This window comes from Actinomadura roseirufa (genome assembly GCF_900659635.1).
Lineage (GTDB): Bacteria > Actinomycetota > Actinomycetes > Streptosporangiales > Streptosporangiaceae > Spirillospora > Spirillospora roseirufa.
This window is the reverse complement of the sequence record NZ_CAACVB010000036.1, coordinates 1-22,606: the sequence shown is the minus strand read 5'-3', so window position 1 is coordinate 22,606 and position 22,606 is coordinate 1. Positions and strand designations below refer to the sequence as shown.

Below are 22,606 nucleotides of genomic sequence, written 5' to 3'. Positions count from 1 at the left end.
AGTTGGGGCAGCAGTGTGCCAGCAGCACTCGGGCGCCGCCCCGATCGCTGTCATCACCGCCGCCGGGGTGTGGCTCATGGCCGGGCACGGCCTGCCGGGAACCGAGCTGACGCCCGGGCAGCTGGTGGGACGGCTGGTGGCGGCGTTCGTGGCCTCCAACTGCAGCCTCACCGTGATCGGGTACGCGATCACCTTCGCCAACGGCCTGTCGGGGGCGTTCTTGACCACCGGGTCGGGCGCGATCGATCCGCGCGTGGTCGCCGACACGATCGCCGGGTCGATCACGATGAACACGGTCTACCAGCAGCAGTTCCTGGCGTTCGTCGCGCTGGGGGTGATCGTGCTGGCGTTGTGCGTGGGGTTCATCTACGTGGTGCGGATCGCGATCACGATGGTGCTGATCGCGGCGGCGCCGCTGGCGTTGATGTTCCACGCGCTGCCGGTCACCGACGGGCTGGCGCGGCTGTGGTGGCGCGGCATCACCGGGATCCTGGCGATCCAGGTGTGCCAGTCACTGGTGCTGACGACCACGTTCCGATTGCTGTTCACCAAAACCCGCGACTCCGGCGACTCGTTCCTGGGGATCCCCTCACGCAGCGAAGTCACCGATCTGCTGCTGGCGTTGTGTCTTCTGTGGGTGATGGTCCGCATCCCCTCCTGGGTCGCACGGACCATCTGGCGTGCCGCGACACCGCAGTCCGCCGGACGGATGCTGCGCGGCCTCATCCTCTACCGCGGCCTGGGCGCCCTGATGGGCGGCCGCCGCGCCATCCCGGCCCCACGGCGATACCCCCGTCCCACGCCCCCACCACCCCCTCCTCCTCCGGTTCCGCCTCACCCCGTGCCCCCGCCGCCGCCAGCGCCCACCCCCACGCCGCCGCCACCGCAGCCGGTCCCGCCCTCGGGCGAGGGGCCTGAGGGCGACACCGACACGAGTCGAGGAGGCCGTCCGATGCAGCTGGCGCTGCCGATCCCCATCCCGCCCAAAGCCGCCGGTAAGCGGCCTGTGCAGCTGGCCCTGCCAATCCCGGTCACCCGCGTCCCCAAAACACCGTCCTCTCCCCCACGCTCGGCCGGGTCTACCGCAGCCACGGGACCAGCCCCTCGGACGCCGGCCGCACGGCGGGGACGGCAGTTGATGTTGCCCGGCATGCCGCGGCGGCCGGTCCCGCACCGGCAGCTGACCTTGTGGATCGAGCCGCCCAAGAGGAGGAGGAGAGCATGACCGGGCGCGACGAGCCACCGATGAGTGTGAAGATCCCGGCCGACATCGACCGGCCCGACAAGATCCTCTACGGGCTCACCGCCCGGCAGGTGGCAATCGTGGCCTGCACCGGCGGGGTGGTTTTGTGGGGGTGGCTGACCTTCCAGACGCTGCTGCCGCTGCCGGTGCTGGTCGGACTGGGGTTGCCGGTGGTGGCGGCCGGGTGCGTGCTGGCGGTCGCCCGCCACGACGGGATGAGCCTGGACCGCTTCGCCGCCGCAGCGCTGGCCTTTGTGCGGGCACCCCGGGAACAGGTGAGCACCGGCGAGCCGGTGCAGGCGCCGCCGGGCTGGTGCCGGATGCGTGGCCGCCTTCCCGCGCCGTTGCGGCTGCCGGTGCACGCCGTCCGCGCGGACGGGGTGATGGAGCTGGCCGCAGGCGGCACGGCCGTGCTGGTCCGTGCCGGGACGGTGCCGTTCGGGTTGCGGACCCCGGGCGAGCAGGCCGGGTTGGTCGCGATGTTCGGGCGGTGGCTGAACTCGCTGGACACCGGCGTGCAGATCCTCGTCCAAGCCCGTCCCATCGACCTGTCCGGGCTGGCTGATCATCTCACCGGCCACGCGGCGGCATTGCCCGACCCTGCCTTGCGGCAGGCCGCCCGCGATCACGCCGCGTTCCTGGCCGGGTTGGGTGAGCGGCATGAGCTGCTGAACCGCCAGGTCCTCATCGTGATCGGCGACACCACCGCCCACTCGGCGGCGACCTCCGCGCTACGACCGGCCCGGCCGCAAAGGGGCACGAGGGTTTCCCGGGACGCGGGTGCCGCGGTGGCGTTGCGTCGTGCCGCTGAAGCCGTCGCAGCGCTCACCGCGCTCGGCGTGGCAGCCGAGGTGCTGGACGCCGACGCCTGCACCGCCGTCCTGGCGGCCTCCTTGTCCCCAGGCGATCCCCGCCCCGTGGACAACGCCGGCCTAGGGGCGCCGATCACCGCACGACAGGAGCCGTGAATGCGTCCCCACCTGCACACCCTCGCCCGTCTCCTCCCGTCCCGCGAACAGGCTCCGCTGCAGCCGCACGCCGAGGGCGCTTCGGAGGTCTTGGGGCCGTCGGCGGTGCGGGTCAACCCTCGATCGGTGGAGTTGCCGGGCGGGGTGTGCGCGTCGTTCGGGGTGGCCGGCTACCCCCGCGAGGTCGGCGCCGGGTGGCTGGAACCCCTGCTGACCTTCCCCGGCCGAGTGGACGTGGCCCTGCACATCGAACCGATCCCGCCGCTGATCGCCGCACAGCGACTACGACGGCAACTCGCCCGGCTGGAATCGGCCTCACACGCCGACGCGCAACGCGGCCGGCTCGCCGACTTCGGTGCCGAGGCCGCCGCCGACGACGCCGCCGAACTCGCCGCGTCCCTGGCGCGCGGTCATGGGCGGCTGTTTCGCGTCGGGCTCTACCTGACCGTCCACGCCACCACCCACGACGAACTGGACGCGCAGGTGCAGCGGGTGCGGACGGTGGCGGCGTCACTGCTGCTGGACGCCCAGCCGACCACCTTCCGCGCCCTGCAAGGCTGGACCACCACCCTCCCCCTGGGCGCCGACACCATCAAAGTCCGCAGGGTGTTCGACACCGCCGCGCTGGCCGCTGCGTTCCCGTTCACCTCACCCGACCTGCAACCCGACCTGGGCGACACCCCCGTGCTGTACGGGCTGAACGCCTACTCGGCGGGCGTGGTGGCCTGGGACCGGTTCGCCCAGGACAACTACAACTCCGTCACCCTGGCCCGCTCCGGGGCCGGCAAGTCCTACCTCACCAAACTCGAAACCCTCCGCCTGCTCTACCAAGGCGTGCACGTCGCCGTCGTCGACCCCGAAGACGAATACCAACGGCTCTGCCGAGCCGTCGGCGGCACCCACCTCGGCCTCGGCGCACCGGGCGTGCACCTCAACCCCTTCGACCTTCCCACCGGCCAAGGCGAGGACACCGTGATCCGGCGCGCGTTGTTCGCCCAGACACTCGTCTCGACGATGCTGGACGAACCGCTCACCCCACCGGCACGCGCGGTCCTGGACCGCGCGGTCATGGCCGCCTACGCCGCACGCGGCATCACCTGCGACCCCCGCACGTGGGCGCGTCCCGCGCCGCTGCTGGCCGACGTGGCCGCCCAGCTCGATCAGGCCGGCGAGTCCGGCACCCCGCAGGCCGACCAGGCACTGGAACTATCGGCGCGGCTCGCGCCGTACGTGACCGGGTCGTTTCGCGGGCTCTTCGCCGCGGGCACCAGCACCCGCCCCGGCGGGCATCTGGTGGTGTTCTCGCTGCGGGACCTACCCGAGGAGACCCGCACCGTCGGGATGCTGCTGGCCCTGGACGCCATCTGGCGCACCCTGACCGACCCGGCCGACCGGCGCCGCCGCCTGGTGGTCGTCGACGAGGCGTGGACACTGATGTGCCGAGACGAGGGCGCCCGGTTCCTGTACCGGCTGGCCAAGTCCGCCCGCAAGCACTGGGCCGGTCTGGCCGTGGTCACCCAGGACGCCGCCGACCTGCTGTCCAGCGACCTGGGACGGGCCGTCATCGCCAACTCCGCCACCCAGATCCTGCTCCGCCAAGCACCCCAAACCGCCGGCGACATCGCCCGCGCGTTCGACCTCACCGACGGCGAGAAGGCGTTCCTGCTCACCGCCGACCGCGGTCAAGGGCTGCTGTGCGGAACGGCCGGCAGCTCACAGCGAGCAGCCTTCACCGCCCTGGCCAGCCCCCACGAGCACCTGCTCACCACCACCGACCCCGCCGAACTCACCCGCCTCGGCGCCACCGGCACACCCGCCAGCCCATCCAAGGAGACCGATCCTCGATGAGCACCGGCACCATCGCGCATCAGCTCACCAACTTTGCCGCCGACCTGCCGCACGGTCCCCACATGATCCTGAGCGACCTCACCTGCTACGGCCCCGCAGCTTTGGCAGGCGTACTCGGTACCGCAGCGGCGGTGATGGCGGCGCGGCGAGCGGTGTGGGCGTGGCGTAACGCCCGCCTGGCCCCTGGTGCGCGGGTGATCGAGATCGCGGTGCCACCCCAGGTGGAGGCCGACAGCGCCGCCGCGTGGTGGGCGCACCTGGTCGGGCTCACCCTCCCGGCCTATAAACGCGCCTGGTACGGGCAGCCGCATCTGGCGTTCGAGTACCTCGCCGACCATGACGGTGTCCGCTTCCAGGTCTGGGTCCCTGGGGTCATCCCGCCGGGCCTGGTGGAGAAGACCATCCGGTCGGCGTGGCCGGGTGCCACCCTCACCACCCGCGCCGCCACCTCGCCTCTGCCGGAGGAGGCACACGTGGCCGGCGGGCGGTTGGTCCCGGGCCGGCCCGACCACTATCCGCTGGCCACCGAGCACGGCAGTGACCCGTTGCGCGCGCTGCTGGGCGCCGCGTCCGGCCTCGCCGACGGCGAGCACCTGGCCGTGCAGATCCTGGCCCGCCCCATGACCGGACGGCGGCTGCGTCGCGCCTACCGCGTGGCAGCGGCCCTGCGCGGCGGCCGTTCCACCGCACCCCAGAGCCTGCTGTTCGACCTGGTGACACCGGGAATGTCCGGGCGCGCCGACGCCAGCGGAATCGCCCGGCAGTTCCCCGAGCGGGCCGACCAGGTCCGCGCCATCCTCGCCAAAGCCGCCCGGCCACGCTTGGAAGCCCAGATCCGCTACGCGGTGGCCACCCGAAACCACGACCAAGCCGCCGCAGGCTGGCTACGCGCCCAGGCCCACGAGACGGCCTCGACGTTCGCGCTGTTCACCTCCGCCCACCAGCATCTGCGCCGCCGACGCCTGCGCCACCCCGGCGCCGAGCTCGTGGCCCGGCGGCTGGACCGCGGGTTCCTGCTCTCGGTTCCCGAACTGGCCGCACTCGCCCATCTGCCCTACGACCTGGCCGCGCCCGGCGTCACCCGCGCCGGCGCCCGCCCGATCGCGCCCTCGCCCGCCGTGCCGATCGGCGGACCCGGAGTGCGGGTGCTGGGCGACTCCGAAGCCGGGGCGGCCCGCCCGGTCGGGCTCACCGTCGCCGGCGCGCGCCAGCACCTGCACGTCCTCGGGCAGACCGGCGTCGGCAAGTCGACCTTCCTGGCGGGCCTCATCGTGTCCGACGCCACCGCCGGACGTGGTGCGCTGGTCATCGACCCCAAAGGCGACCTGGTCGCCGACGTGCTGGACCGGCTCCCCGAACGCGCCATCGGCCGCACCGTGGTGTTCGATCCCGCCGACCGCCACCGACCTCCCTGCCTCAACGTCCTGGCCGGCCCGGATCCGGCGTTCGCGGCCGAGTCGATCGTCACCACCTTCCGCCGCTGTTTCTCCTCTTCCTGGGGACCTCGCTTGGACGACCTGCTCCGCTCGGCCTGCCTGACCCTCACCCGTGTCAACGGCGCCCGCGCCACGCTCGGCGACATCCCGCGGCTTCTGACCGACACGCCCTACCGGGCCCGCGTCACCGCCCGGCTTGCCGACGAGCTGCTGTGCGGCTTCTGGGACTCCTACAACGAACTCACCCCCGCCGCACGCGCCACGGTGATCGGCCCGGTGATGAACAAACTTCGTGCCGTCCTGCTGCGGCCGTTCGTCCGCGACACCCTGTCCGGCGGCGCCTCCACCGTCGACTTGGGCGCCATGCTCGGCAGCGGCGGCCTGATCCTGGCCCGGCTCCCCAAAGGCGTGCTCGGCGAGGACGCCGTCCGGCTGTTCGGGTCACTGCTGCTGGCCCACACCTGGCAGGCCATCACCCCACGCGCCACCCTGGCCGAGCACGACCGCCGCGACGCCGCCGCCTACATCGACGAGGCCCACAACTTCCTCAACCTGCCCGGCTCCATCTCCGACATCCTCGCCGAAGCCCGCGCCTACCGATTCAGCCTCACCCTGGCCCACCAGCACCTGTCCCAACTCCCCAAAGACCTCCGCGAAGCCGTCTCCGCCGACGCCCGCAACAAGATCTACTTCGCCGCCTCCCCCGAAGACGCCACCGACCTGGCCCGCCACACCGCCCCCCTGCTGTCCCCGCACGACCTGTCCCACCTGGGCGCCTACCAAGCCGCCGCCCGCATCATGGACGGCAACGCCCCCGCCCCACCGTTCACCCTCCGCACCCGCCCACTGCCCGCCGCCATTCCCGGGCGTGCCCAAGCAGTCCGACGGGCCTCCCGCGAGCACTACGCCGCCACCCGGGGCAAACGCAGGTCGAGCGCGGTCGAGCACGCTCCCGCGCGACACGCCCTCACGGCGGCCACTTCAACCTCCCCGACCGACACGAGCAACACCACCGACCAGGCTGGCCGGCCCGACGCCGCTGTGGAGGGCGCGGACCGGGCTGCCGCAGCGGCCGACAGTGAGGACCTGCGATGACCCGCACACCCAGAAACACCGCCCTGCGCCTCCGCGGACCACAGAGCCGCCCGCCGCGGGTGACACCGGAACTGATCGCCGACCTGGCCTACCGCCTCACCCACCGCGACCGGGACATCCTCACCCTGATCTGGGAGCACCGCGTACTGACCACCGGCCAGCTCACCGCCATCTTCTTCCCCAGCCCCGAACGCGCCCGGCAACGCCTCAACCGGCTCTACCGCCTGCACGCCCTGCTGAGATTCCGGCCCTGGACACCCACGGGATCCGTGCCCTGGCACTGGGTCCTCGGCCCCGCCGGCGCACACGTCCTCGCCGCCCAGCACGGCCAGAGCCCGAATGCTTTCGGCTATCGCCAGGACGCCGTCACCGGCATCGCCGTATCACCTCGCCTCGGCCATCAAACCGGCGTCAACGACTTCTTCGCCCAGCTGCACGCCCACGCCCGCCACCGCAACGACGGCACTCGCCTGGACCCGTGGTGGTCCGAACACCGCTGCGCCAGCCTGTGGGGCGACCTCGCCCGCCCCGACGCCTACGGCCGCTGGACCGAGTTCAGCTCGACAGCACCCGCCACCCGCGCAGGCGCAGCCGCAAGATCGGCGACGCTGGACTTCTTCCTCGAACACGACACCGGCACCGGCACCCTAGCCCGCGTCGCCGGCAAACTCGGCGGATACGCCGACCTCGCCGAAGCCACCGGCACCACCACACCCGTGCTGTTCTGGCTGCCCAGCCCCACCCGAGAGGCCAACCTCCGCAAACTGCTGGGCGACACCCTCGAGGTCCCGGTCGCCACCGCCGTTCACACCCCCACCACCTCGCCCGACGGTCCCGCCGGCCCCATCTGGCAACCCGCCCCGGCCGCCGGTCCCCGCCACCGCCTCGCCGAACTGGCCCACCTGTGGAGCACCACCCCACGACCCGAACCCGACATGCCGCACCGGCCTCGGACACGATGATGCCGCTGGTCATTGCAGTGGTGATCGCGGTCCTGACACTCATGGCGGTGCTGATCGCCGTGCTCGGCGCCGTCCTGTCCGGCTCCGGCATTCCCAGCGCCGCCTGCCCGCCGCCCCCCGCCACCGGCACCCCTCGCGCCGGAGGCGGTGCCGCTGACATCCCGCCCACCTACCTGCGCCTCTACCTCGACGCAGGAACCAAATACCAGATCGGCTGGAACGTCCTGGCAGCCGTCGGAGAGATCGAGTCCGACCACGGACGCGGCACCGCTCCGGGAATCAGATCGGGCACCAACCTCGCCGGGGCGGCAGGCCCCATGCAGTTCATGCCGGGCACATGGGCCGCGTTCGGCGTCGACGGCGACCACGACGGCCGAAAAGAAATCTACAACCCCGCTGACGCCATCCCTGCCGCCGCCCGCTACCTGCGCCATAACGGCGCACCGGCGCGACTGCGCAGCGCCCTGCTCCACTACAACCGCTCTTCCAACTACGTCGACCGCGTCACGCGCCAAGCCAGGGCTTACACGACGACCGGCCCTCGGCCCGAACCGGTCGCGCCCAGCACCGGATCCTGTGCCGCACCTGGCTCAGTCCCAGCCGTCCCGCCCGCCGGGCCGGCCGCCGCCCGCGCCATCGCCTACGCCCACGCTCAGCTCGGCAAACCCTACGCCTGGGGCGCCGCCGGACCGAGCGCCTTCGACTGCTCCGGCCTCACCCACGCCGCCTACCACGCCGCCGGAATCACCATCCCCCGCGTGTCAGGCGCGCAATGGCGGCATGGCCCCCGCATCCCCCATGACCGTGAACAGCCGGGCGATCTGGTGTTCTTCAACTCCGGGCCCGGCACCTCCACCAACAACCCCGGCCATGTCGGCCTGGTCATCGGCGGCGGAAAGATGATCGCCGCACCCCACACGGGCACCGTCGTCCAGATCCAGTCCTACCGCCACCGCGCCGTGCTCGGCTTCACCCGCCCCACCGCACACCAGCAAACTCACAACGCGCCGCAAGGACCCGACCGATGACCGAACACCTCATCAAGATCACCACAGCGGTCGCAGTGATCACGGTCGCCGCCGTCGCCGCGATCATCTCCTACGCACACGCACTCGACCTCGTCCGCACCCACGGCGAACCCGGCACCACCGCGCGGCTGGTCCCCTTCACCGTGGACGGCCTCATCTGGGCGGCGTCCATGGTCATCCTGGACGCCAGCCGCCGCAACCATCCCGTACCGGCACTGGCCAAATGGAACCTGGCAGCGGGCATCTGCGCCACCATCGGCGCCAACGTGGCGCACGGCGCCGCCCACGGCCCCATCGGGGCCCTGATCAGCGCTTGCCCCGCCCTGGCCCTGGTCGGCTCCTTCGAATTGCTGATGACCCTCACCCGCCACAGGTCAACCCGTCCGCCAACCGAGCCCGAACTCCACCACACCAGGTTGGAGCAGCCCAACCCGGACCGCACCAGGATGGAACAGACTCCCGAACAGGCCGTCCTGGCCGAATATCGCGCCAGCCTGAACGGGCCGGGCCGTCCTGTCTCCCAGCGCCATCTGGCCGCGAACTACGGCATCGACCGTCGTAAGGTCAAAAAGATCATCACTGGTACTGCGGGCTCCGCCACGTCCTGACCCAATTCTCGCGACGGGGCAGGGAAGGTGATGGGTGCCCTTCACCGGAAGATGTCTTCGGACGGTGACCAGTCAAACCTTCGCGGGTCACCGCACCCCGTGGGTCGCTGTCCAGCACTTCACCTGGCTCACCGGTGGCGGGCGGTGGGGTCAGCCGGGTGGGAGGGTGACTACGAAGGCCGCCTTTCCCCCGAGTGTCAGGTCGCCGCCCGCGGATCTGGCGAGTCTGCGGGCCAGTGCGAGGCCGAGGCCCGCGCCCTGGTGGCCGTCGGCGGGCTCGGCCCTGAAGCCGGGTTCGAACACCCGGTCACGTGCGGATTCGGGGACACCGGCGCCATCGTCATGGACCACGATGCGGACGCCGGGCTCCAGGCGGACGACGACCGTGGTGGCGGCGTGGCGGCGCGCGTTGTCCAGCAGCGGCGCCAGGATCCGTTCCACGATCTCCGGCGGGGCCCCCGCGGTCAATTCTCCGGCCGGCGTCTCCACGTCCAGGCCGGGTGCGGTGGCGGGCCATCGCGCGGCCAGGTCCGCCACCAGGGCCGGCAGCGCGCACCGGCCGGGCAGCCGGGTGTCGCGGTTCCTCGCCTCGGCCAGGAGCGTCTGGCAGATCCGTTCCATCTCCTCGGCGGCGTTTCTGATCACATCGAGCGCGGCTCGCTGCTCTCCGGCGGGACGGGGCCGCTGGGAGAGCCAGTCGGTCTCGGCGACGATCCTGGACAAGGGCGTCCGCAACTCGTGGGACAGCTCGGCGCTCCACTGCCGCTCGTGGCGCAGGACGACCGACAGCCGGCCCAGCAGTTCGTCCAGACCGGCCGCGAGGGCCGACAGCTCGGCGGGGCGGCGGCCGGTGCCGAACCGGCGGCCGAGATCGTGCCCGCTCCAGTCGGCGGCCTGCCCGGTCATCTCGGCGACCGGACGCAGCGCGCGGCCGACCACGGCGCGCGTCACCGCGTAGACGCCCAGGAGCAGCAGCAGCGCCAGGACGATCGATCCGATGAGCGCCGAGGTCAGCGTCCGGTGGTAGGCGCGCAGGCCGGCCGCCGTGACGATCGTCCCGGCCCGGTGCCCGCCGGCGGCGACCGGCCGGGCGTACAGCCGGACGTCGCCGATGGTGGTGAACCCCGGCTCCGCGCCGGCGAGCGCGTCGGCCTCGCGCTGCAGCCAGATCCGCCCGGCCGGCCGTTCCACGGCGCGGGTGCCCTGGTAGATCCAGATGCCGGTGTCCAGGGCGCTGTCGTCGGCGGGTTCGGCAATCCGCAGCGCGCCGCCGGGCATGACCTGCACGGTGGAGGCCGCCGCTTCCGCGCGGGTCCGCAGCAGGCCGTCGGCGTCGGCGCGCAGCCGGCCGTCCAGCACCACGTTGAACAGCACGGTCAGCAGCAGCGCCCACGCCGCCGTGGTGACCAGCGCCAGGAGCGCCAGCCGCCCGCGCAGCGTGCCCGGTCGCATGCCGAGCAGCGCTCTCGCCCTCACCCCCGCCCTCGCGATCGGCGTCATGCGAACCGGTAGCCCACACCGCGGACGGTCGTGATGCCGTGGTGGGCGTCCAGGTCGCGTATCTTGCGGCGCAGCCGGGTCAGGTACTGGTCGAGGGTGTTGTCGGCGACGTGGGCGCCGTCGGGCCAGGCCGCGCTGAGCAGGGCGTGCCGCCGGACGACCGCGCCGGGCTCGGCCATGAGACGGGCGAGCAGGCGGAACTCGGTCGGTGTGAGGGGCACCGAGCGGCCCTGGTGTTCCAGGGCGTGGCGGGTCGGGTCGAGCGTGAACGCGCCCGCCGTCGCGTGGGGCGGGCCGGTCCGGCGCAGCGCGGCGCGCAGCCGTGCGGCCAGTTCCGCGAGGTGGATCGGCTTGGCCAGGTAGTCGTCTCCGCCGGAGGAGAAGCCCGACAGGCGGTCGACCAGGGCGTCGTGCGCGGTGAGGAAGAGGACCGGGACGTCCACGCCGCGTGCCCGCAGGGCCTGGCAGACGTCGCGGCCGTCGGAGTCCGGCAACGTGACGTCCAGGACGACGGCGTCGGTCCCGGCGGCGCGCAGGGCTCCGGCGCCGTCGGCGGCGGTGGACACCGCGAAGCCCTCCTCCCGCAGGCCGCGGGCGAGGGCTGCGCGCAACTGGTGATCGTCTTCCACGATCAGCACGCGATGAGCGGTCACCGGCCCAGTATCACGCCTGCTCGACCGGGGTCCGGTCGCGCCGCGACAGCGTCAGGTAGACGACCAGCGCGCAGATCATGACCAGGAACAGCGCGCTGGTGGCCGTGGTGCCGAGACCGAGCCCGCCGTCCTCGCGGGCCTGGGAGAGGTAGTCGCCGATCGACGCGCCCAGCGGCCGGGTCAGGATGTAGGCGATCCAGAACGCCGTGATCGCGTTCAGGCCGAGCACGTAACGGGCGCCCGCCACGACCGCGATCAGCGCGCCGAACAGCACCACCGACAGCGGGTACCCCAGGTCCAGCCGCTCGGCGACCAGGTCGCCCGCCGCGGTGCCGAGCGCGAAGGTGAACAGGACGGCCGCCCAGTAGAAGGTCTCACGGCGGACGGTGAGGATGGTGTGGATGGACAAGGTCCGCTCGGCCGCGTACCAGGCCGCGAACGTCGCCGCGAGGACGACGGCGAAGACCGCCGTGGTGACCTCCAGCGCCACGCCGAGGCCGTCGGTCAGCTCGTCGGTGATGAGGGTGCCGACGATGCTGATCAGCACGACCGTCACCCAGTAGACACCGGCCGCGTACGCCGGGAGCCGGAACTGCCACACCAGCGCCGCGACCAGCAGGACGCCCATCACCAAGGCCGTCCGGGTGAGGCCGAGGCCGACGGTGTCGTTGAGGTAGTCGGCGGCCGTCTCGCCCACGGTGGTGCACAGTACCTTGATGATCCAGAAGTAGACCGTGACCTCTGGGACCTTGTTCGCCTTCAGGCGCTTCAGCGCCACATGCCGCGTCGTGGTCATGGAGCGAGGCTGGCATCGGTCACCTGAAAACGACCTGAACACGTCCCCGGCGCGGACGCCGATGCCCATCAGATGATGTCGATGCCGGTCAGATGGTACGGCACCGTTGTTCCCAGTCGGTATCCCCACCCGGGGACCGTCACCAGGTGCTCGGCCGCGCCCAGCGCGCCGAGCTTGGTGCGCAGCCGGCCGGCCATCTCCTGACGCTCGCTTGCACCCACGCCGACGGTGGCGGCGGTCAGGAGGAGATGGTGCCACGCGTGAGGAGGCCGAGGAGCGCGGCGGCGATGGCGAGGCGGTAGATGACGAAGGCGTTGAAGGTGTGGCGGGCGACATAGCGCAACAGCCAGGCGATGGAGGCGTAGGCGACGATGAACGACACCAGGGTGCCCACCAGCAGCGGGCCGGTGGCGGTTCCGGTGCCGAGGGCGTCTTTGAGTTCGTAGAGGCCGGCGCCGGTGAGGGCGGGGATGCCGAGGAAGAACGACAGGCGGGTGGCGGCGACGCGGTCCAGGCCGCGCAGCAGGCCGGTGGACATGGTGGCGCCGGAGCGGGAGAAGCCGGGGAACAGCAGGGCGAGGATTTGAGAGGAACCCACCAGCAGGGCATCGGTGAGGGTGGCGTCGTTCTCGCCGCGCTTGTGGCGGCCGTACCGGTCGGCGGCCCACATGAAGCCGCTGCCGACGATCAGTGATCCGGCGACCACCCACAAAGAGGCCAGCGGCCCGTCGATGAGCGGTTTGGCTGCCAGGCCGACCAGGACGACGGGGATGGTGGCGTATATGACCCACCAGGCGAACTTGTAGTCGTGGCTGTGGCGCTGCTCCTTGTTCGTGACGCCGCGCAGCCAGGCTCCCGCGATGCGGAGGATGTCGGAGAAGAAGTAGACCAGGACGGCGGCGATCGCGCCGACCTGGATGACCGCGGTGAACCCGACCACGGCGTCGTCGTCGACGGGGATGTTCATCAGCCCTTCCACAATCTTGAGATGCCCGGTGGAGGAGACGGGCAGGAACTCGGTCAGCCCCTCGACGACGCCTAGGACGACGGCTTGGCCGATGGTGATAGCGGTCATGCGGGCCTGTTTTCTGGACGGCCGCCAGGGCGGCGGTGGCGGTAAGGGAGGAGCAGGGCGAGCCAGGCACTGCCGAGGGCGTAGCCGCCCAGGACGTCGGTGAGCCAATGGACGCCCAGGTAGAGACGGGAGCAGCCGACCAGCAGCACGATGACCAGCGCACCCGCGGACACTGACCAGCGGACCCTGTGGCTGTATCTCGTCGTGACCAGGACGGCCGCCATGCCCCAGGTGGCGATGGCCTGGGTGGCGTGCCCGGACGGGTAGGCATAGCCGCCCGCATGGGTCAAGGACAGCGACATCGGTGGCCGTGGTCGGGCCAGCACGTTCTTGAACACCTGGGACAGCAGCACCGCCCCACCCAGCCCCGCTCCCATCAGTACCGCTGAACCGCGATCGCCATGAGCCCGCAGCAGGAACACAGCGACGGCGATCACCAACGGAACCAGGACTGCGGTCGACCCGAGCCAGGTGACCGTCCGCATCGCACCGTTCATCCAGGCGGTCCTGTGACCGGCCAGGAAAGCGAGCAGCGGCTCGTCAACGCGGAGAACGCGGTCGTCGCAGGCCGCGTCTGCGGCGAGCACGGCGAAGGCCCCGCTCGATACCACCGTGCCCAGCCCTGGAGCCCACCGGCGTCCCTGCCGGGCCGGCACGAGCGCCGCGCCCATCGCCGCCCCGGCGACCGCCCAGATCGCAACGTCCGGCGTCACGAAGGGCCTCCAGCCCGGCGACGGCGGTCCCGGCGCAATTCGAGCAGCACCGGAACGGCCGACACGACCACGATCACAGCGATGATCGGCAACAGGTAGGCATCCACCCCGGGAATCGTCGAGCCGAGCACGTACCCGGCCACGGTCACCCCGACCGCCCACACCAACCCTCCGGCAACCTGCCAGAGGGTGAACACCCCTGTCGGAACCCCCAGTGCACCGGCCATCGGGTTGAGGACCGTACGCACCACTGGGATAAAACGGGCCAGCACGATCGCCTTGCCGTGCCCGTAGGAGCGCAGGAGCTCCTCCGCTCGCGCCGCGCCGCGCAGCAGGTGCTCGTTGCCGGAGCGCGCCAGCAGCGGCCGGCCGCCCCGCCGCCCGATCCAGAACCCGGTCTGCGCGCCGGCCAGCGCGCCCGTCACCGCCGCCAGCAGCACCAGCGGCAACGACAGATGGACCTTCCCTGTCGCCGAGGTCGTGCAGAGCAGGCCGGCGGTGAACAGCAACGAATCACCGGGCAGGAAGAACCCGATCAAAAGGCCGGTCTCAGCGAACAGGACCAGGAACACCCCGAACGCGCCGAGACTCGACAGCAGGGACATCGCATCCAACGGGTTGAGCGCCGCCGCCATGGCTCCTCGTTCTCTGGAATCGCTCGATCGAATACAGTGACATCTACACGATGTAAAAGTTCTACACGATGTAGATGCTCGGAGACGACCGGAGGTTCGCTTGGACGAGGGCACGGGCGCGCGACGCCCGGCCGGCGCGCTGGAAGCCGAACTGCTGGCCGTGCTCCAGAGCGCCGACACGGCGCTGACTCCCGGTGACGTGGCCGAGAAGATGGGTGGCGAACTGAGCTATTCGACGGTCGTCACCGTCCTGTCCCGCATGCACGCCAAGGGCACTCTGAACCGCGAACGGGCGGGCCGCGCCTACGCCTACAGGCCCGTCCTGGACGCGGCCGGGATGGCGGCCCGCCGGATGCGGCAGGTCCTGGAGAACGAGCACGACCGCGACGCGGTCCTCACCAGGTTCGTCGACGAACTGTCGCCGCAGGACGAGGCCCTGTTCCGCCGCCTTCTGTCCTCCGATGACGGACGGGAGTGAGCAGGCATGCATCTGGCCGTCTATCTGCCGCTGCTGTCGCCGCTGGCCGCCGCGCTATCAGCCCGCCGGCTGGCCGCCAGGCTCGATCCCCGGCTGGCCACCTGGCTCCTCACCGCAGCCGCGCTGATCCTCGCCGCGGCCAGCACCATCGCGCTCGGTCTGCTCACCACCGCGGGACTCGTCCGCATCCCCCTGGTCACGGAAGCCGGCAAGCTGTCGCACACCGCTTTGGTCAGCACGGACCCGACCTCCCAGTTCGTATCCCTGGCCGCCGGACTTCTCCTCACCGCGGTAGGGCTCGCCACTGCCCGCGCGTTCTGGCGCCGCGGCCGCGCCCTGCTCGCCGCCGCCCGCCAAGCCCGCCGCCTCCCCGGCAACGACGACCTCGTGATCCTCGACGACCCCGCGGCCGACGCCTTCACCCTCCCCGGACTCCCCGGCCGCATCGTCATCTCCACCCGCATGCTCAATGGCCTCACCGAACCCGAACGCGTCGCGCTCATCGCCCACGAACGCGCTCACCTGCGCCACCAACACCACTGGTTCACCACCGCCACCCACCTCGCCGCAACCCTGAACCCCCTCCTGAAGCCCGTCAGCCGAGCCGTCTCGTACACCGTCGAGCGCTGGGCCGACGAATACGCCGCCCGTACCAGCGGTGACCGCCGCCTGGTCGCCCGCACCGTCGCCAAGGCCGCCCTCCTCAAAGCCGACAGCCCCCCTAGAGCCGCTACCGCACTTGGCATCGCCGGCGCCGAACTCGCCGCCGGCGGTCCGCTGCCGCGCCGCGTGGCCGCGCTGATGGCCGCTCCCCCACGCCGCCGGTTCCTCCTCATCGCCGCCATCGCCGCGCTGCTCCTCCTCACCGGCCTGTGCACCATCGATGCCACCAACGACCTCGAAGATCTCCTCGAAGCAGCCGGCGCCTGACCCGGGAACCCGCCACTGGGGGTTGGAGGTGCCATCGCCCTCGAAGCCATTGGCCCCGCCTTGTGGCGTCGCTGCGACGGAACGCCATGCCAACGTCAGGAGGAAGGGCTATAGCCGTCATGGTGTGATCGGCGCGGAGCGACCGATCGACCTACGTACTCCAAGATCGTGGTGGGTGTCAGCACGTCATCGGGATGCCGCATGAACAGCTCCAGCAGCGTGGGCCGTTCTTTGGCGCCCCGGCGGACTAGCACCGAGATATTACTTTAAGTGTTCATGTATTGCTATCTGTGATTGGGGTATCTTTCGGTCACTCCCCCAGAACCAGTCGAACAGCGCAGGTCGGGGGGGGGACGGTGGGCCAGCGGCCGATGTTCTGGTGCGGTCCTGGGGCTTTGCTCGCCACCGTCGTGATCTTTGTGGCGGCGTGTGGCGCCTCGGGGGAGGCCGGAGGCTCCTCAGCGCGGCGTGGGGTCCGCCGCGCGGTGCCGCTCGGCCGGTCGGTTCAAGGCCGTCCGATCTCCGCGGTGGAACTGGGGGACTCGCGTGCGGCACGGCGGGTGCTCGTGGTCGGCTGCGTGCACGGCGATGAGCCCGCCGGGGTGGCAGTGGCCGACGCGATCGCCACCGGGCCCGGACCGGCGCACGCCGATCTGTGGGTGGTCTCCGCGCTCAACCCTGACGGGATGGCGGCCCGGACGCGAGGCAACGCCCACGGCGTGGACCTCAACCGCAACTTCCCGGCCGGCTGGCGTCCGATGGGCGCGCCCGGCTCCATCCACTATTCCGGCACAGGGCCGCTCTCGGAACCGGAATCAGGGCTGGCGGCCTCCCTCGTCCGGCGGATCCGGCCGACCGTCGCCCTCTGGTTCCACCAGCACATGGCCGTGGTCGACGGCTCGGAGGGCCCCAGGGACGTCGAGCGGCGCTTCGCCCGCGAGGTCGGGCTCCCACTGCGGGCCCTGACCGACCATCCGGGGAGCGCGACGGGGTGGGAGAACACCGTCGTGCGCGACAGCGCGTTCGTGGTCGAGCTCCCCGCCGGTCGGCTCGGGGTGCGGGCCGTCCGCCGGTACGCCGCTGCCGTCCGCCACATCACCGGGCCCTGAAGCTATGTACCGCCCGCGGCGCCTTGACGCTCAGGCCCCGGCGTAGGTGATGACGGCGTCGGTCGAGAAGCCCAGGATCAGCCCGCCGAGCACACCCCAGGTGGTGATCGTTTTAAGGGCGGCCCGCCTGGCGACGGCGAGCAGCTCGATCACCACGTACAGGATGGAGCCGGCCGCGAGCGCGAGGAAGGCGACGCCGAGGGTGTCGCTGACCAGGCTCTGGCCGATCAGGGTGCCCGCCAGGGTCGGCCCGCCGCCGATCACGCCTAGCAGCCCGAGCCGCCCCCAGCCGACACGCCGGCCCGCGGCGGCGAGCGGGGCGACGATACCGAAGCCCTCGGTCGCGTTGTGGGCGCCGAACCCGACGACCAGCAGCGCGGCCAGGCTCAGCTCGCCGGACGCGGCGGCGTTGCCGATGGCCAGGCCCTCGGCGAAGTTGTGCAGGCCGATCCCGGTGGCGATGAGCAGGGCCAGCCGTTGCGCGGCGCCGTCGTGTGCCGTCCGGGCACCGGTCGCCGTGGGCATGGCCGTGCCCAGGCCGTCCGCCAGCGCGACTCTGGACACGGGCGCGGGACGGGCGCGGCCGGCGATCCAGCGGTCGAAGTGCACCAGCCCGGCCAGGCTCACGGCGAGGCCGGCGGCGAGGACCGCACCGTATGCAGCGGCCGTCCCGGCGCGGTGCTCGCCGAGTGCTGCGTCGATCGGCTCCCAGGCATGGGACAGGACGTCGACCATGAGGAACACCAGGATGCCGATCGCGATGGCGCTGAGCAGGGCCCGCATCCGCGGACGAGGATCGCGCAGCCGCCCGACGGGCAACCCCAGAAAGATCGTGAAGCCCGCGATGGCTCCGAGCAGTGCGATTTTCTCGCCCGACATGTCCGTCCCCAACGTTCCGGCCGATGAGCTTAGCTGAGGCTAACCTCACTTCGCCGGTTCGTCTACACGCTGTAAAAGTTCGCGGGAGTGCGGGTCGTCACAGGGTCCGGTCGGCGGCAGGGAGGAGGAGTGTGAAGACGGCTGGGCGGTCGCTGCTGAGGATCAGGCGGCCTCCCTCGGCTTCCGCCAGGGATCTGGCCAGGGCGAGGCCGATGCCGTGGCCCGCGCCGGACGGGCCGTCTCGCCGGGATCCCGTGGGATGGGCACCGCTTGGGCCACTGCGGCGGGCGAAGATGTCTGGGGCATCGTCGGGGATGCCCGGCCCCTGATCGGTGACGTCGATGGCCAGGCCATCGCCCACGTCGGCTGTTTGGACGCTGACCTCGCCGCGGCCGTGTTGCAGGGCGTTGCCCAGTAGGACGTCCATGATCTGTGAAAGCGCGGCGGGTGAGGCGCTCACTTGGGGCAGTGGTTCCCGGATGTCCAGGACGAGGCGGCGTCCCTGGGCGGCCAGGGGGCCGTGCCAGCGGTCCCGGATCTGCCCGAGCAGCGCCGGGACGTCCACGGGTCGGTGCGCGGGCCCGCTGTCGCGGGCGAGGTCGAGCAGTTCGTCGATGATGATCTGGAGGCGCTCGCCTCGTTCCAGCGCGGTGTTGATCGCGGCGGGCAGGTCCGCGCCGGGGCGTTCGAGCGCGGATTCCAAACCGAGCAGCAGGCCGGTGAGCGGGGTCCGCAGTTGGTGGGAGACGTCCGCGCTGAAGGCTCTCTCGCGTTCCAGGATCGTGCCGAGGCGGCGGGCGGTGGCTTCCAGGGCGAGACCGGCCGCGTCTGCTTCCTGGACGCCGGAGCGTGATGCGCGGAGGCCGAAGTTGCCGTCGCCGAGTTGCTGCGCGGCGGCCGTCAGTCTTTCCAGTGGCCGGGCCAGTCGCCGGGCGAGGTAGCGGGCGAGCAGGGTGGCGCAGGCGATGACCGCGAGGGCGAGGCCGGCCATGGCCAGCAGTGCCTTCTCGATGCGGTCGCCGGTGGGGTCGTAGGGTCCGCTGACCCGCACGATCGAGGCGACCCCCTCGTCGGAGGGGACGGGTGCGGCGACGGCGAGCCGGCCGTGCTCGACGCCGTCGTGCACGCGTCCGTCGCGACCCCGTACCGCCAGCGGGGACCTGGCAAGCCCGTCCCCGGTGAGGCGCGTGCCGTCAACGCGGTAGACACCGACGGTCAGCCGGGCGGGCAGTCCGGCCGGCCGTTTGATGGGGCGGGGATGCCGGTTGAGGTCGTCGGGGACGACGGCGGCGATGCGGGTGGCGTCGCGTTCGAGCCGGGTGACCGTCTCATTGTGGTAGAGCCGCTGCACCGCGACGGCGAGAGGCAGCGCGAACAGCACGATCGCCAGGATCGTGACGCCGACGATGGCGATGAGGACGAGCCGGCGCAGTGGCCTTCCCCCGGGTGGAGCTGCCTGGGATCCCACACTGGCCAGCTTGCCACCCTCGAGGTATCGGGTGCTCTAACCGGGGTGTTCGCCCGGCGAGGTAAGAGGATTCTTCTTCGGTTCTTGCCTGCCGCTAACCCGGGCTATTCGGGCGCTGACCTGAGGCTTTTTAGCGTGGAATGCAAAGGAAGCCGGAAATGATCCGGTACGGGGAGGAGCAGGCGATGCGGATGAAGGCCATGGTGGCCGCCGGTGCGATCGTGGCGGTCGCCGCCGCCGGGTGCGGGGGCGGCGCCAAGACGCACTCCGGTGGATCATCGCACACCTCCGGCGGGCGACCGTCAGGTCAGGGGGCCGGGGCCACGCCGGTTCCGACGGAGTCCAACCCGCCGGGCGATATCCCCGACAACACGGCCTACGTGGCGTTCCGGCCGTCCACTGGGCTGTACGAGGTGAAGGTTCCGGAGGGGTGGGCGCGGACCGTCGTGCCCACCGGGACCAGCTTCACCGACAAGCTCAATACCGTCCGGGCCGAGGTCGTCCCCGCCGTGTCCGCACCGACGGCGCAAAGCGCCCGCACCACTGAGGCGGCGAAGATCGGCGCGGCGAAGATGGCCGTGGTGAAGGCCGACACGGTGCGGCGGACGGGCGGAACGGCGATCCGGCTGGTGTACCGGTTCGACAGCGCGCCGAACCCGGTGACCGGCAAGGTCGTCCGGAATGAGGCCGAGCGGTACGAGTTCTTCAAATCCGGTCACGAGGCCGTGCTGACGCTGTCGGGGCCGGTGGGCGCCGACAACGTCGACCCGTGGAAGACGATCTCCGACTCGTTCCGGTGGCTGAAGTGAGCGAGGCGGTGCTGCAAGTGGAGGAGCTCTACCGCTTCTACCGTGCCGGGGAGGAGGAGACGCTGGCCCTGCGCGGTGTCTCGCTGGCCGTGGAGGCGGGCGAGTTCGTCGCGGTGACCGGGCCGTCGGGATCCGGGAAGTCCACCCTGCTGGCCTGCCTGGCCGGCCTGGACGAGCCGGACGGCGGCGCGGTCCGCATCGCCGGCACCAGGATCAGCCACCGCCCGCAGGCCGAGCGCACCTCGCTGCGCGCCCGCCTGGTCGGGGTCCTGTTCCAGTCCGGGAACCTGCTGGGGCATCTCACCGTCGCCGCCAACATCGATCTGGCGCAGCGGCTGGCGGGCCGCCGCGACGCCGGCCGCCGCGACGCGCTGCTGCACGGTCTGGCGTTGACCGGCCGGGGCCGGGCGCGGCCCGCGCAGTTGTCGGGTGGAGAGGCCGCTCGCGCGGGCCTGGCCGTCGCGCTGGCCAACCGGCCGGCGGTACTGCTGGCCGACGAGCCGACCGGCGAGTTGGACCGGCGCACCGAGCACCGCGTCCTGGGTCTCCTGCGCGAGCAGGCCGGGCACGGCGTGGCGGTGGTCGTGGCCTCGCACAGCCCCGCAGTGGCGGCCGCGGCCGACCGCACCATCACCCTTGAGGACGGACGGCGGACATGACCGGCTCCCAGACGCCCGGACACGACACCTCTGGCCATGACGTGGCCGGACGGCACGTGACCGAACACCAGGCGACCACAGACCAGGACCTTGCCCGGCTGACCGGCGTCGCCCGCACCTATGGGCGCGGGTCCGCCGCAGTCGTCGCGGTGCACGAGGTGACCTGCGTGATCCGCCGCAGCGACCGCATCGCCGTCACCGGCGCGTCCGGATCGGGGAAGTCGACGCTGCTGCACCTGCTCAGCGGTCTGGACGAGCCGACCGCCGGGCAGATCCTCTGGCCCGGGCTCGGCGGCCGTCCGTTCGGGCGGCCCGGCGTCGCCGGCATGGTCTTCCAGGGCCCGAGCCTGCTGGCGCCGCTGGACGTCCTGGACAACACCGCGCTTCCGCTCACCCTGGCCGGTGCCGACGAGGACGAGGCGCTGCGCCGGGCCGCGGACGCGCTCAGCACCGTGGGCTTGGCGGACCTGGCCGCGCGGCTGCCCGAGGAGCTGTCGGGCGGCCAGGCACAGCGGGTCGCGGTGGCCCGCGTGCTCGCCGCCCGGCCACGCCTGATCATCGCCGATGAGCCCACCGCACAGCTCGGCTCGGCGCACGCCGCCCAGGTCGTCGACCTGCTGCTGACGGCGGCCGACGACCTGAACGCCGGACTGATCATCGCCACCCACGACCCTCACATGGCCGCCCGGCTGCCCACCTGCTGGCGGATGGCCGACGGTGCACTCCTGGAGGCAGCACCATGCTCGTCCTGATATGGCTGCGCGGGCTGCTGGCACGCCGCCCCGCCCGGCTGGTGATGACCGCCGTCGCGATCGCCGTCGCGGTGGGCCTGCTCGCCTCGCTCGGCACCTTCCTGACCTCCGCCAAATCCACCATGACGCAGCGGTCGGCCGCACGCGTCGCAGTGGACTGGCAGGTCGAGTTGCAGCCCGGCGCGGCCGTACCGGACCTGCGGACGCTCGCCCCCGGCGTCAAGGCCGCGCTGCCCGTCGGGTTCGCCGCCACGACCGGCCTGCAGTCGCGCTCGCAGGGCCAAGTCCTCGACACCGGGCCCGGCCAGGTCCTCGGACTGCCCCCCGGCTACGCCCACGCCTTCCCCGGTGAACTTCGCACCCTCACCGGACGACCCGACGGGGTGCTCCTCGCCCAGCAGACCGCCGCGAACCTGCACGCCGCGCCCGGCTCCACCGTCACCGTCCACCGCGCCGGGCTGCCCGACGCCGCCGTCCGAGTCGACGGCATCGTCGACCTGCCCGCGGCGGACTCGCTGTTCCAGAAGATCGGCGCGCCCACCGGCGCCCAGCCGCAGGCCCCGCCCGACAACGTCGTCCTGCTGCCCACCGCGACCTGGCACCGGCTGTTCGACAACGCGCCCCGCACCGGCGCCCGCACCCAGGTACACGTGCGGCTGAACCACGCCCTGCCCGCCGACCCCGCCGCCGCCTACGTCCGCGACACCGGCGCCGCCCGCAACCTGGAAGCGCGGCTGGCCGGAACCGGCCTGGTCGGCGACAACCTCGGCGCCGCGCTCGGCTCGGCCCGCGAGGACGCCGCCTACGCCCAGGTCCTGTTCCTGTTCCTCGGCGTGCCCGGCGCAGCGCTCGCCGCCATGCTCACCGCGCTCGTCGCCGCCTCCGGCGCGCCGCGGCGCCGAGCCGAGCAGGCCCTGCTGCGCACCCGCGGCGCCTCCCGCCGCACCCTGCTGGGCCTGGCC

At 72.1% G+C, this 22,606-nt stretch carries 23 protein-coding genes; 14 read left to right on the top strand and 9 right to left on the bottom strand.

Annotation, left to right across the window (positions count from 1 at the left end; all coding sequences use genetic code 11):
• Nucleotides 1–13: 13 nt before the first annotated feature.
• The 7 genes from E1291_RS43200 to E1291_RS10965 are packed head-to-tail and all read left to right on the top strand — an operon-like array spanning nucleotide 14 to nucleotide 9,188.
• Complete coding sequence (locus E1291_RS43200; RefSeq protein ID WP_207400673.1) at nucleotides 14–1,225, top strand: hypothetical protein; 1,212 nt, start codon at nucleotides 14–16, stop codon at nucleotides 1,223–1,225.
• Complete coding sequence (locus E1291_RS10990) at nucleotides 1,222–2,211, top strand: PrgI family protein (RefSeq protein WP_131737650.1); 990 nt, start codon at nucleotides 1,222–1,224, stop codon at nucleotides 2,209–2,211. The genes E1291_RS43200 and E1291_RS10990 overlap by 4 nt, the downstream gene beginning before the upstream one ends.
• Nucleotides 2,212–4,059, top strand: coding sequence for a VirB4 family type IV secretion system protein (locus E1291_RS10985; protein ID WP_131737649.1), 1,848 nt, complete (start codon nucleotides 2,212–2,214; stop codon nucleotides 4,057–4,059).
• On the top strand, nucleotides 4,056–6,590 hold the full coding sequence (locus tag E1291_RS10980; protein ID WP_131737648.1) for a type IV secretory system conjugative DNA transfer family protein: 2,535 nt from the start codon (nucleotides 4,056–4,058) through the stop codon (nucleotides 6,588–6,590). Before E1291_RS10985 ends, E1291_RS10980 begins: the two co-directional genes overlap by 4 nt.
• Nucleotides 6,587–7,552, top strand: a complete 966-nt coding sequence (locus E1291_RS10975) for a replication-relaxation family protein (protein ID WP_131737647.1) — start codon at nucleotides 6,587–6,589, stop codon at nucleotides 7,550–7,552. The genes E1291_RS10980 and E1291_RS10975 overlap by 4 nt, the downstream gene beginning before the upstream one ends.
• Nucleotides 7,549–8,580 carry a C40 family peptidase gene (locus E1291_RS10970; RefSeq protein WP_131737646.1) on the top strand — a complete coding sequence of 344 codons (1,032 nt, stop codon included), beginning with the start codon at nucleotides 7,549–7,551 and terminating at the stop codon, nucleotides 8,578–8,580. Before E1291_RS10975 ends, E1291_RS10970 begins: the two co-directional genes overlap by 4 nt.
• A complete protein-coding gene (locus E1291_RS10965; RefSeq protein ID WP_131737645.1) occupies nucleotides 8,577–9,188 on the top strand; it encodes a DUF2637 domain-containing protein in 612 nt (203 codons plus the stop codon). Before E1291_RS10970 ends, E1291_RS10965 begins: the two co-directional genes overlap by 4 nt.
• 150 nt (nucleotides 9,189–9,338) lie before the next feature.
• Here the strand turns inward: E1291_RS10965 and E1291_RS10960 are convergent, their stop codons facing one another.
• The 7 genes from E1291_RS10960 to E1291_RS10930 all read right to left on the bottom strand — a co-directional run bounded on the left by E1291_RS10960 (nucleotide 9,339) and on the right by E1291_RS10930 (nucleotide 14,560).
• Complete coding sequence (locus E1291_RS10960; protein WP_207400672.1) at nucleotides 9,339–10,664, bottom strand: sensor histidine kinase; 1,326 nt, start codon at nucleotides 10,662–10,664, stop codon at nucleotides 9,339–9,341.
• A gap of 20 nt (nucleotides 10,665–10,684) precedes the next feature.
• Nucleotides 10,685–11,341 carry a response regulator transcription factor gene (locus E1291_RS10955; RefSeq protein ID WP_131737644.1) on the bottom strand — a complete coding sequence of 219 codons (657 nt, stop codon included), beginning with the start codon at nucleotides 11,339–11,341 and terminating at the stop codon, nucleotides 10,685–10,687.
• A gap of 10 nt (nucleotides 11,342–11,351) precedes the next feature.
• Nucleotides 11,352–12,137 carry a COG4705 family protein gene (locus tag E1291_RS10950; protein ID WP_131737643.1) on the bottom strand — a complete coding sequence of 262 codons (786 nt, stop codon included), beginning with the start codon at nucleotides 12,135–12,137 and terminating at the stop codon, nucleotides 11,352–11,354.
• A gap of 68 nt (nucleotides 12,138–12,205) precedes the next feature.
• Nucleotides 12,206–12,358 (bottom strand): helix-turn-helix domain-containing protein, encoded by a 153-nt coding sequence (locus tag E1291_RS10945; protein ID WP_131737642.1) that lies wholly within the window; start codon nucleotides 12,356–12,358, stop codon nucleotides 12,206–12,208.
• Between the two features lie 17 nt (nucleotides 12,359–12,375).
• A complete protein-coding gene (locus tag E1291_RS10940) occupies nucleotides 12,376–13,212 on the bottom strand; it encodes an undecaprenyl-diphosphate phosphatase (RefSeq protein WP_131737641.1) in 837 nt (278 codons plus the stop codon).
• Entirely contained in the window at nucleotides 13,209–13,925 is a 717-nt protein-coding gene (locus tag E1291_RS10935) for a phosphatase PAP2 family protein (RefSeq protein ID WP_131737640.1), read from the bottom strand. Before E1291_RS10935 ends, E1291_RS10940 begins: the two co-directional genes overlap by 4 nt.
• Entirely contained in the window at nucleotides 13,922–14,560 is a 639-nt protein-coding gene (locus E1291_RS10930; protein ID WP_131737639.1) for a DedA family protein, read from the bottom strand. The genes E1291_RS10935 and E1291_RS10930 overlap by 4 nt, the downstream gene beginning before the upstream one ends.
• 100 nt (nucleotides 14,561–14,660) lie before the next feature.
• On the opposite strand from E1291_RS10930, the gene E1291_RS10925 reads away from it, so the two are divergent.
• From E1291_RS10925 to E1291_RS10915, 3 genes are all read left to right on the top strand, one after another.
• A complete protein-coding gene (locus tag E1291_RS10925) occupies nucleotides 14,661–15,038 on the top strand; it encodes a BlaI/MecI/CopY family transcriptional regulator (RefSeq protein WP_207400671.1) in 378 nt (125 codons plus the stop codon).
• A gap of 6 nt (nucleotides 15,039–15,044) precedes the next feature.
• Complete coding sequence (locus tag E1291_RS10920) at nucleotides 15,045–15,968, top strand: M56 family metallopeptidase (protein ID WP_131737638.1); 924 nt, start codon at nucleotides 15,045–15,047, stop codon at nucleotides 15,966–15,968.
• Between the two features lie 527 nt (nucleotides 15,969–16,495).
• The gene (locus tag E1291_RS10915) at nucleotides 16,496–17,077 is read left to right on the top strand and encodes a DUF2817 domain-containing protein (RefSeq protein WP_165495062.1); all 582 of its coding nucleotides are present in this window, start codon (nucleotides 16,496–16,498) and stop codon (nucleotides 17,075–17,077) included.
• Between the two features lie 30 nt (nucleotides 17,078–17,107).
• Here the strand turns inward: E1291_RS10915 and E1291_RS10910 are convergent, their stop codons facing one another.
• Complete coding sequence (locus E1291_RS10910; RefSeq protein WP_131737636.1) at nucleotides 17,108–17,956, bottom strand: ZIP family metal transporter; 849 nt, start codon at nucleotides 17,954–17,956, stop codon at nucleotides 17,108–17,110.
• Nucleotides 17,957–18,053: 97 nt separating this feature from the next.
• Nucleotides 18,054–19,424 carry a HAMP domain-containing sensor histidine kinase gene (locus E1291_RS10905; protein WP_131737635.1) on the bottom strand — a complete coding sequence of 457 codons (1,371 nt, stop codon included), beginning with the start codon at nucleotides 19,422–19,424 and terminating at the stop codon, nucleotides 18,054–18,056.
• Between the two features lie 158 nt (nucleotides 19,425–19,582).
• Here E1291_RS10905 and E1291_RS10900 point away from each other — a divergent pair, with 158 nt between their 5' ends.
• The 4 genes from E1291_RS10900 to E1291_RS10885 form a co-directional block, all read left to right on the top strand.
• Nucleotides 19,583–20,233 carry a hypothetical protein gene (locus E1291_RS10900; protein WP_207400670.1) on the top strand — a complete coding sequence of 217 codons (651 nt, stop codon included), beginning with the start codon at nucleotides 19,583–19,585 and terminating at the stop codon, nucleotides 20,231–20,233.
• Nucleotides 20,221–20,892, top strand: coding sequence for an ABC transporter ATP-binding protein (locus E1291_RS10895; RefSeq protein ID WP_131737634.1), 672 nt, complete (start codon nucleotides 20,221–20,223; stop codon nucleotides 20,890–20,892). The genes E1291_RS10900 and E1291_RS10895 overlap by 13 nt, the downstream gene beginning before the upstream one ends.
• Nucleotides 20,889–21,644, top strand: coding sequence for an ABC transporter ATP-binding protein (locus tag E1291_RS10890; RefSeq protein WP_131737633.1), 756 nt, complete (start codon nucleotides 20,889–20,891; stop codon nucleotides 21,642–21,644). The genes E1291_RS10895 and E1291_RS10890 overlap by 4 nt, the downstream gene beginning before the upstream one ends.
• On the top strand, nucleotides 21,632–22,606 hold a 975-nt coding region (locus tag E1291_RS10885), incomplete at its 3' end, for an ABC transporter permease (RefSeq protein ID WP_207400669.1). The genes E1291_RS10890 and E1291_RS10885, both read left to right, overlap by 13 nt.

Bases quoted from the DNA above. Each gene is read 5' to 3' on its own strand.
- E1291_RS10990 (WP_131737650.1), top strand. From the start codon at position 1,222: ATGACCGGGCGCGACGAGCCACCGATGAGTGTGAAGATCCCGGCCGAC.
- E1291_RS10985 (WP_131737649.1), top strand. From the start codon at position 2,212: ATGCGTCCCCACCTGCACACCCTCGCCCGTCTCCTCCCGTCCCGCGAA.
- E1291_RS10980 (WP_131737648.1), top strand. From the start codon at position 4,056: ATGAGCACCGGCACCATCGCGCATCAGCTCACCAACTTTGCCGCCGAC.
- E1291_RS10975 (WP_131737647.1), top strand. From the start codon at position 6,587: ATGACCCGCACACCCAGAAACACCGCCCTGCGCCTCCGCGGACCACAG.
- E1291_RS10970 (WP_131737646.1), top strand. From the start codon at position 7,549: ATGATGCCGCTGGTCATTGCAGTGGTGATCGCGGTCCTGACACTCATG.
- E1291_RS10965 (WP_131737645.1), top strand. From the start codon at position 8,577: ATGACCGAACACCTCATCAAGATCACCACAGCGGTCGCAGTGATCACG.
- E1291_RS10950 (WP_131737643.1), bottom strand. From the start codon at position 12,137: ATGACCACGACGCGGCATGTGGCGCTGAAGCGCCTGAAGGCGAACAAG.
- E1291_RS10940 (WP_131737641.1), bottom strand. From the start codon at position 13,212: ATGACCGCTATCACCATCGGCCAAGCCGTCGTCCTAGGCGTCGTCGAG.
- E1291_RS10930 (WP_131737639.1), bottom strand. From the start codon at position 14,560: ATGGCGGCGGCGCTCAACCCGTTGGATGCGATGTCCCTGCTGTCGAGT.
- E1291_RS10920 (WP_131737638.1), top strand. From the start codon at position 15,045: ATGCATCTGGCCGTCTATCTGCCGCTGCTGTCGCCGCTGGCCGCCGCG.
- E1291_RS10910 (WP_131737636.1), bottom strand. From the start codon at position 17,956: ATGTCGGGCGAGAAAATCGCACTGCTCGGAGCCATCGCGGGCTTCACG.
- E1291_RS10900 (WP_207400670.1), top strand. From the start codon at position 19,583: ATGATCCGGTACGGGGAGGAGCAGGCGATGCGGATGAAGGCCATGGTG.
- E1291_RS10890 (WP_131737633.1), top strand. From the start codon at position 20,889: ATGACCGGCTCCCAGACGCCCGGACACGACACCTCTGGCCATGACGTG.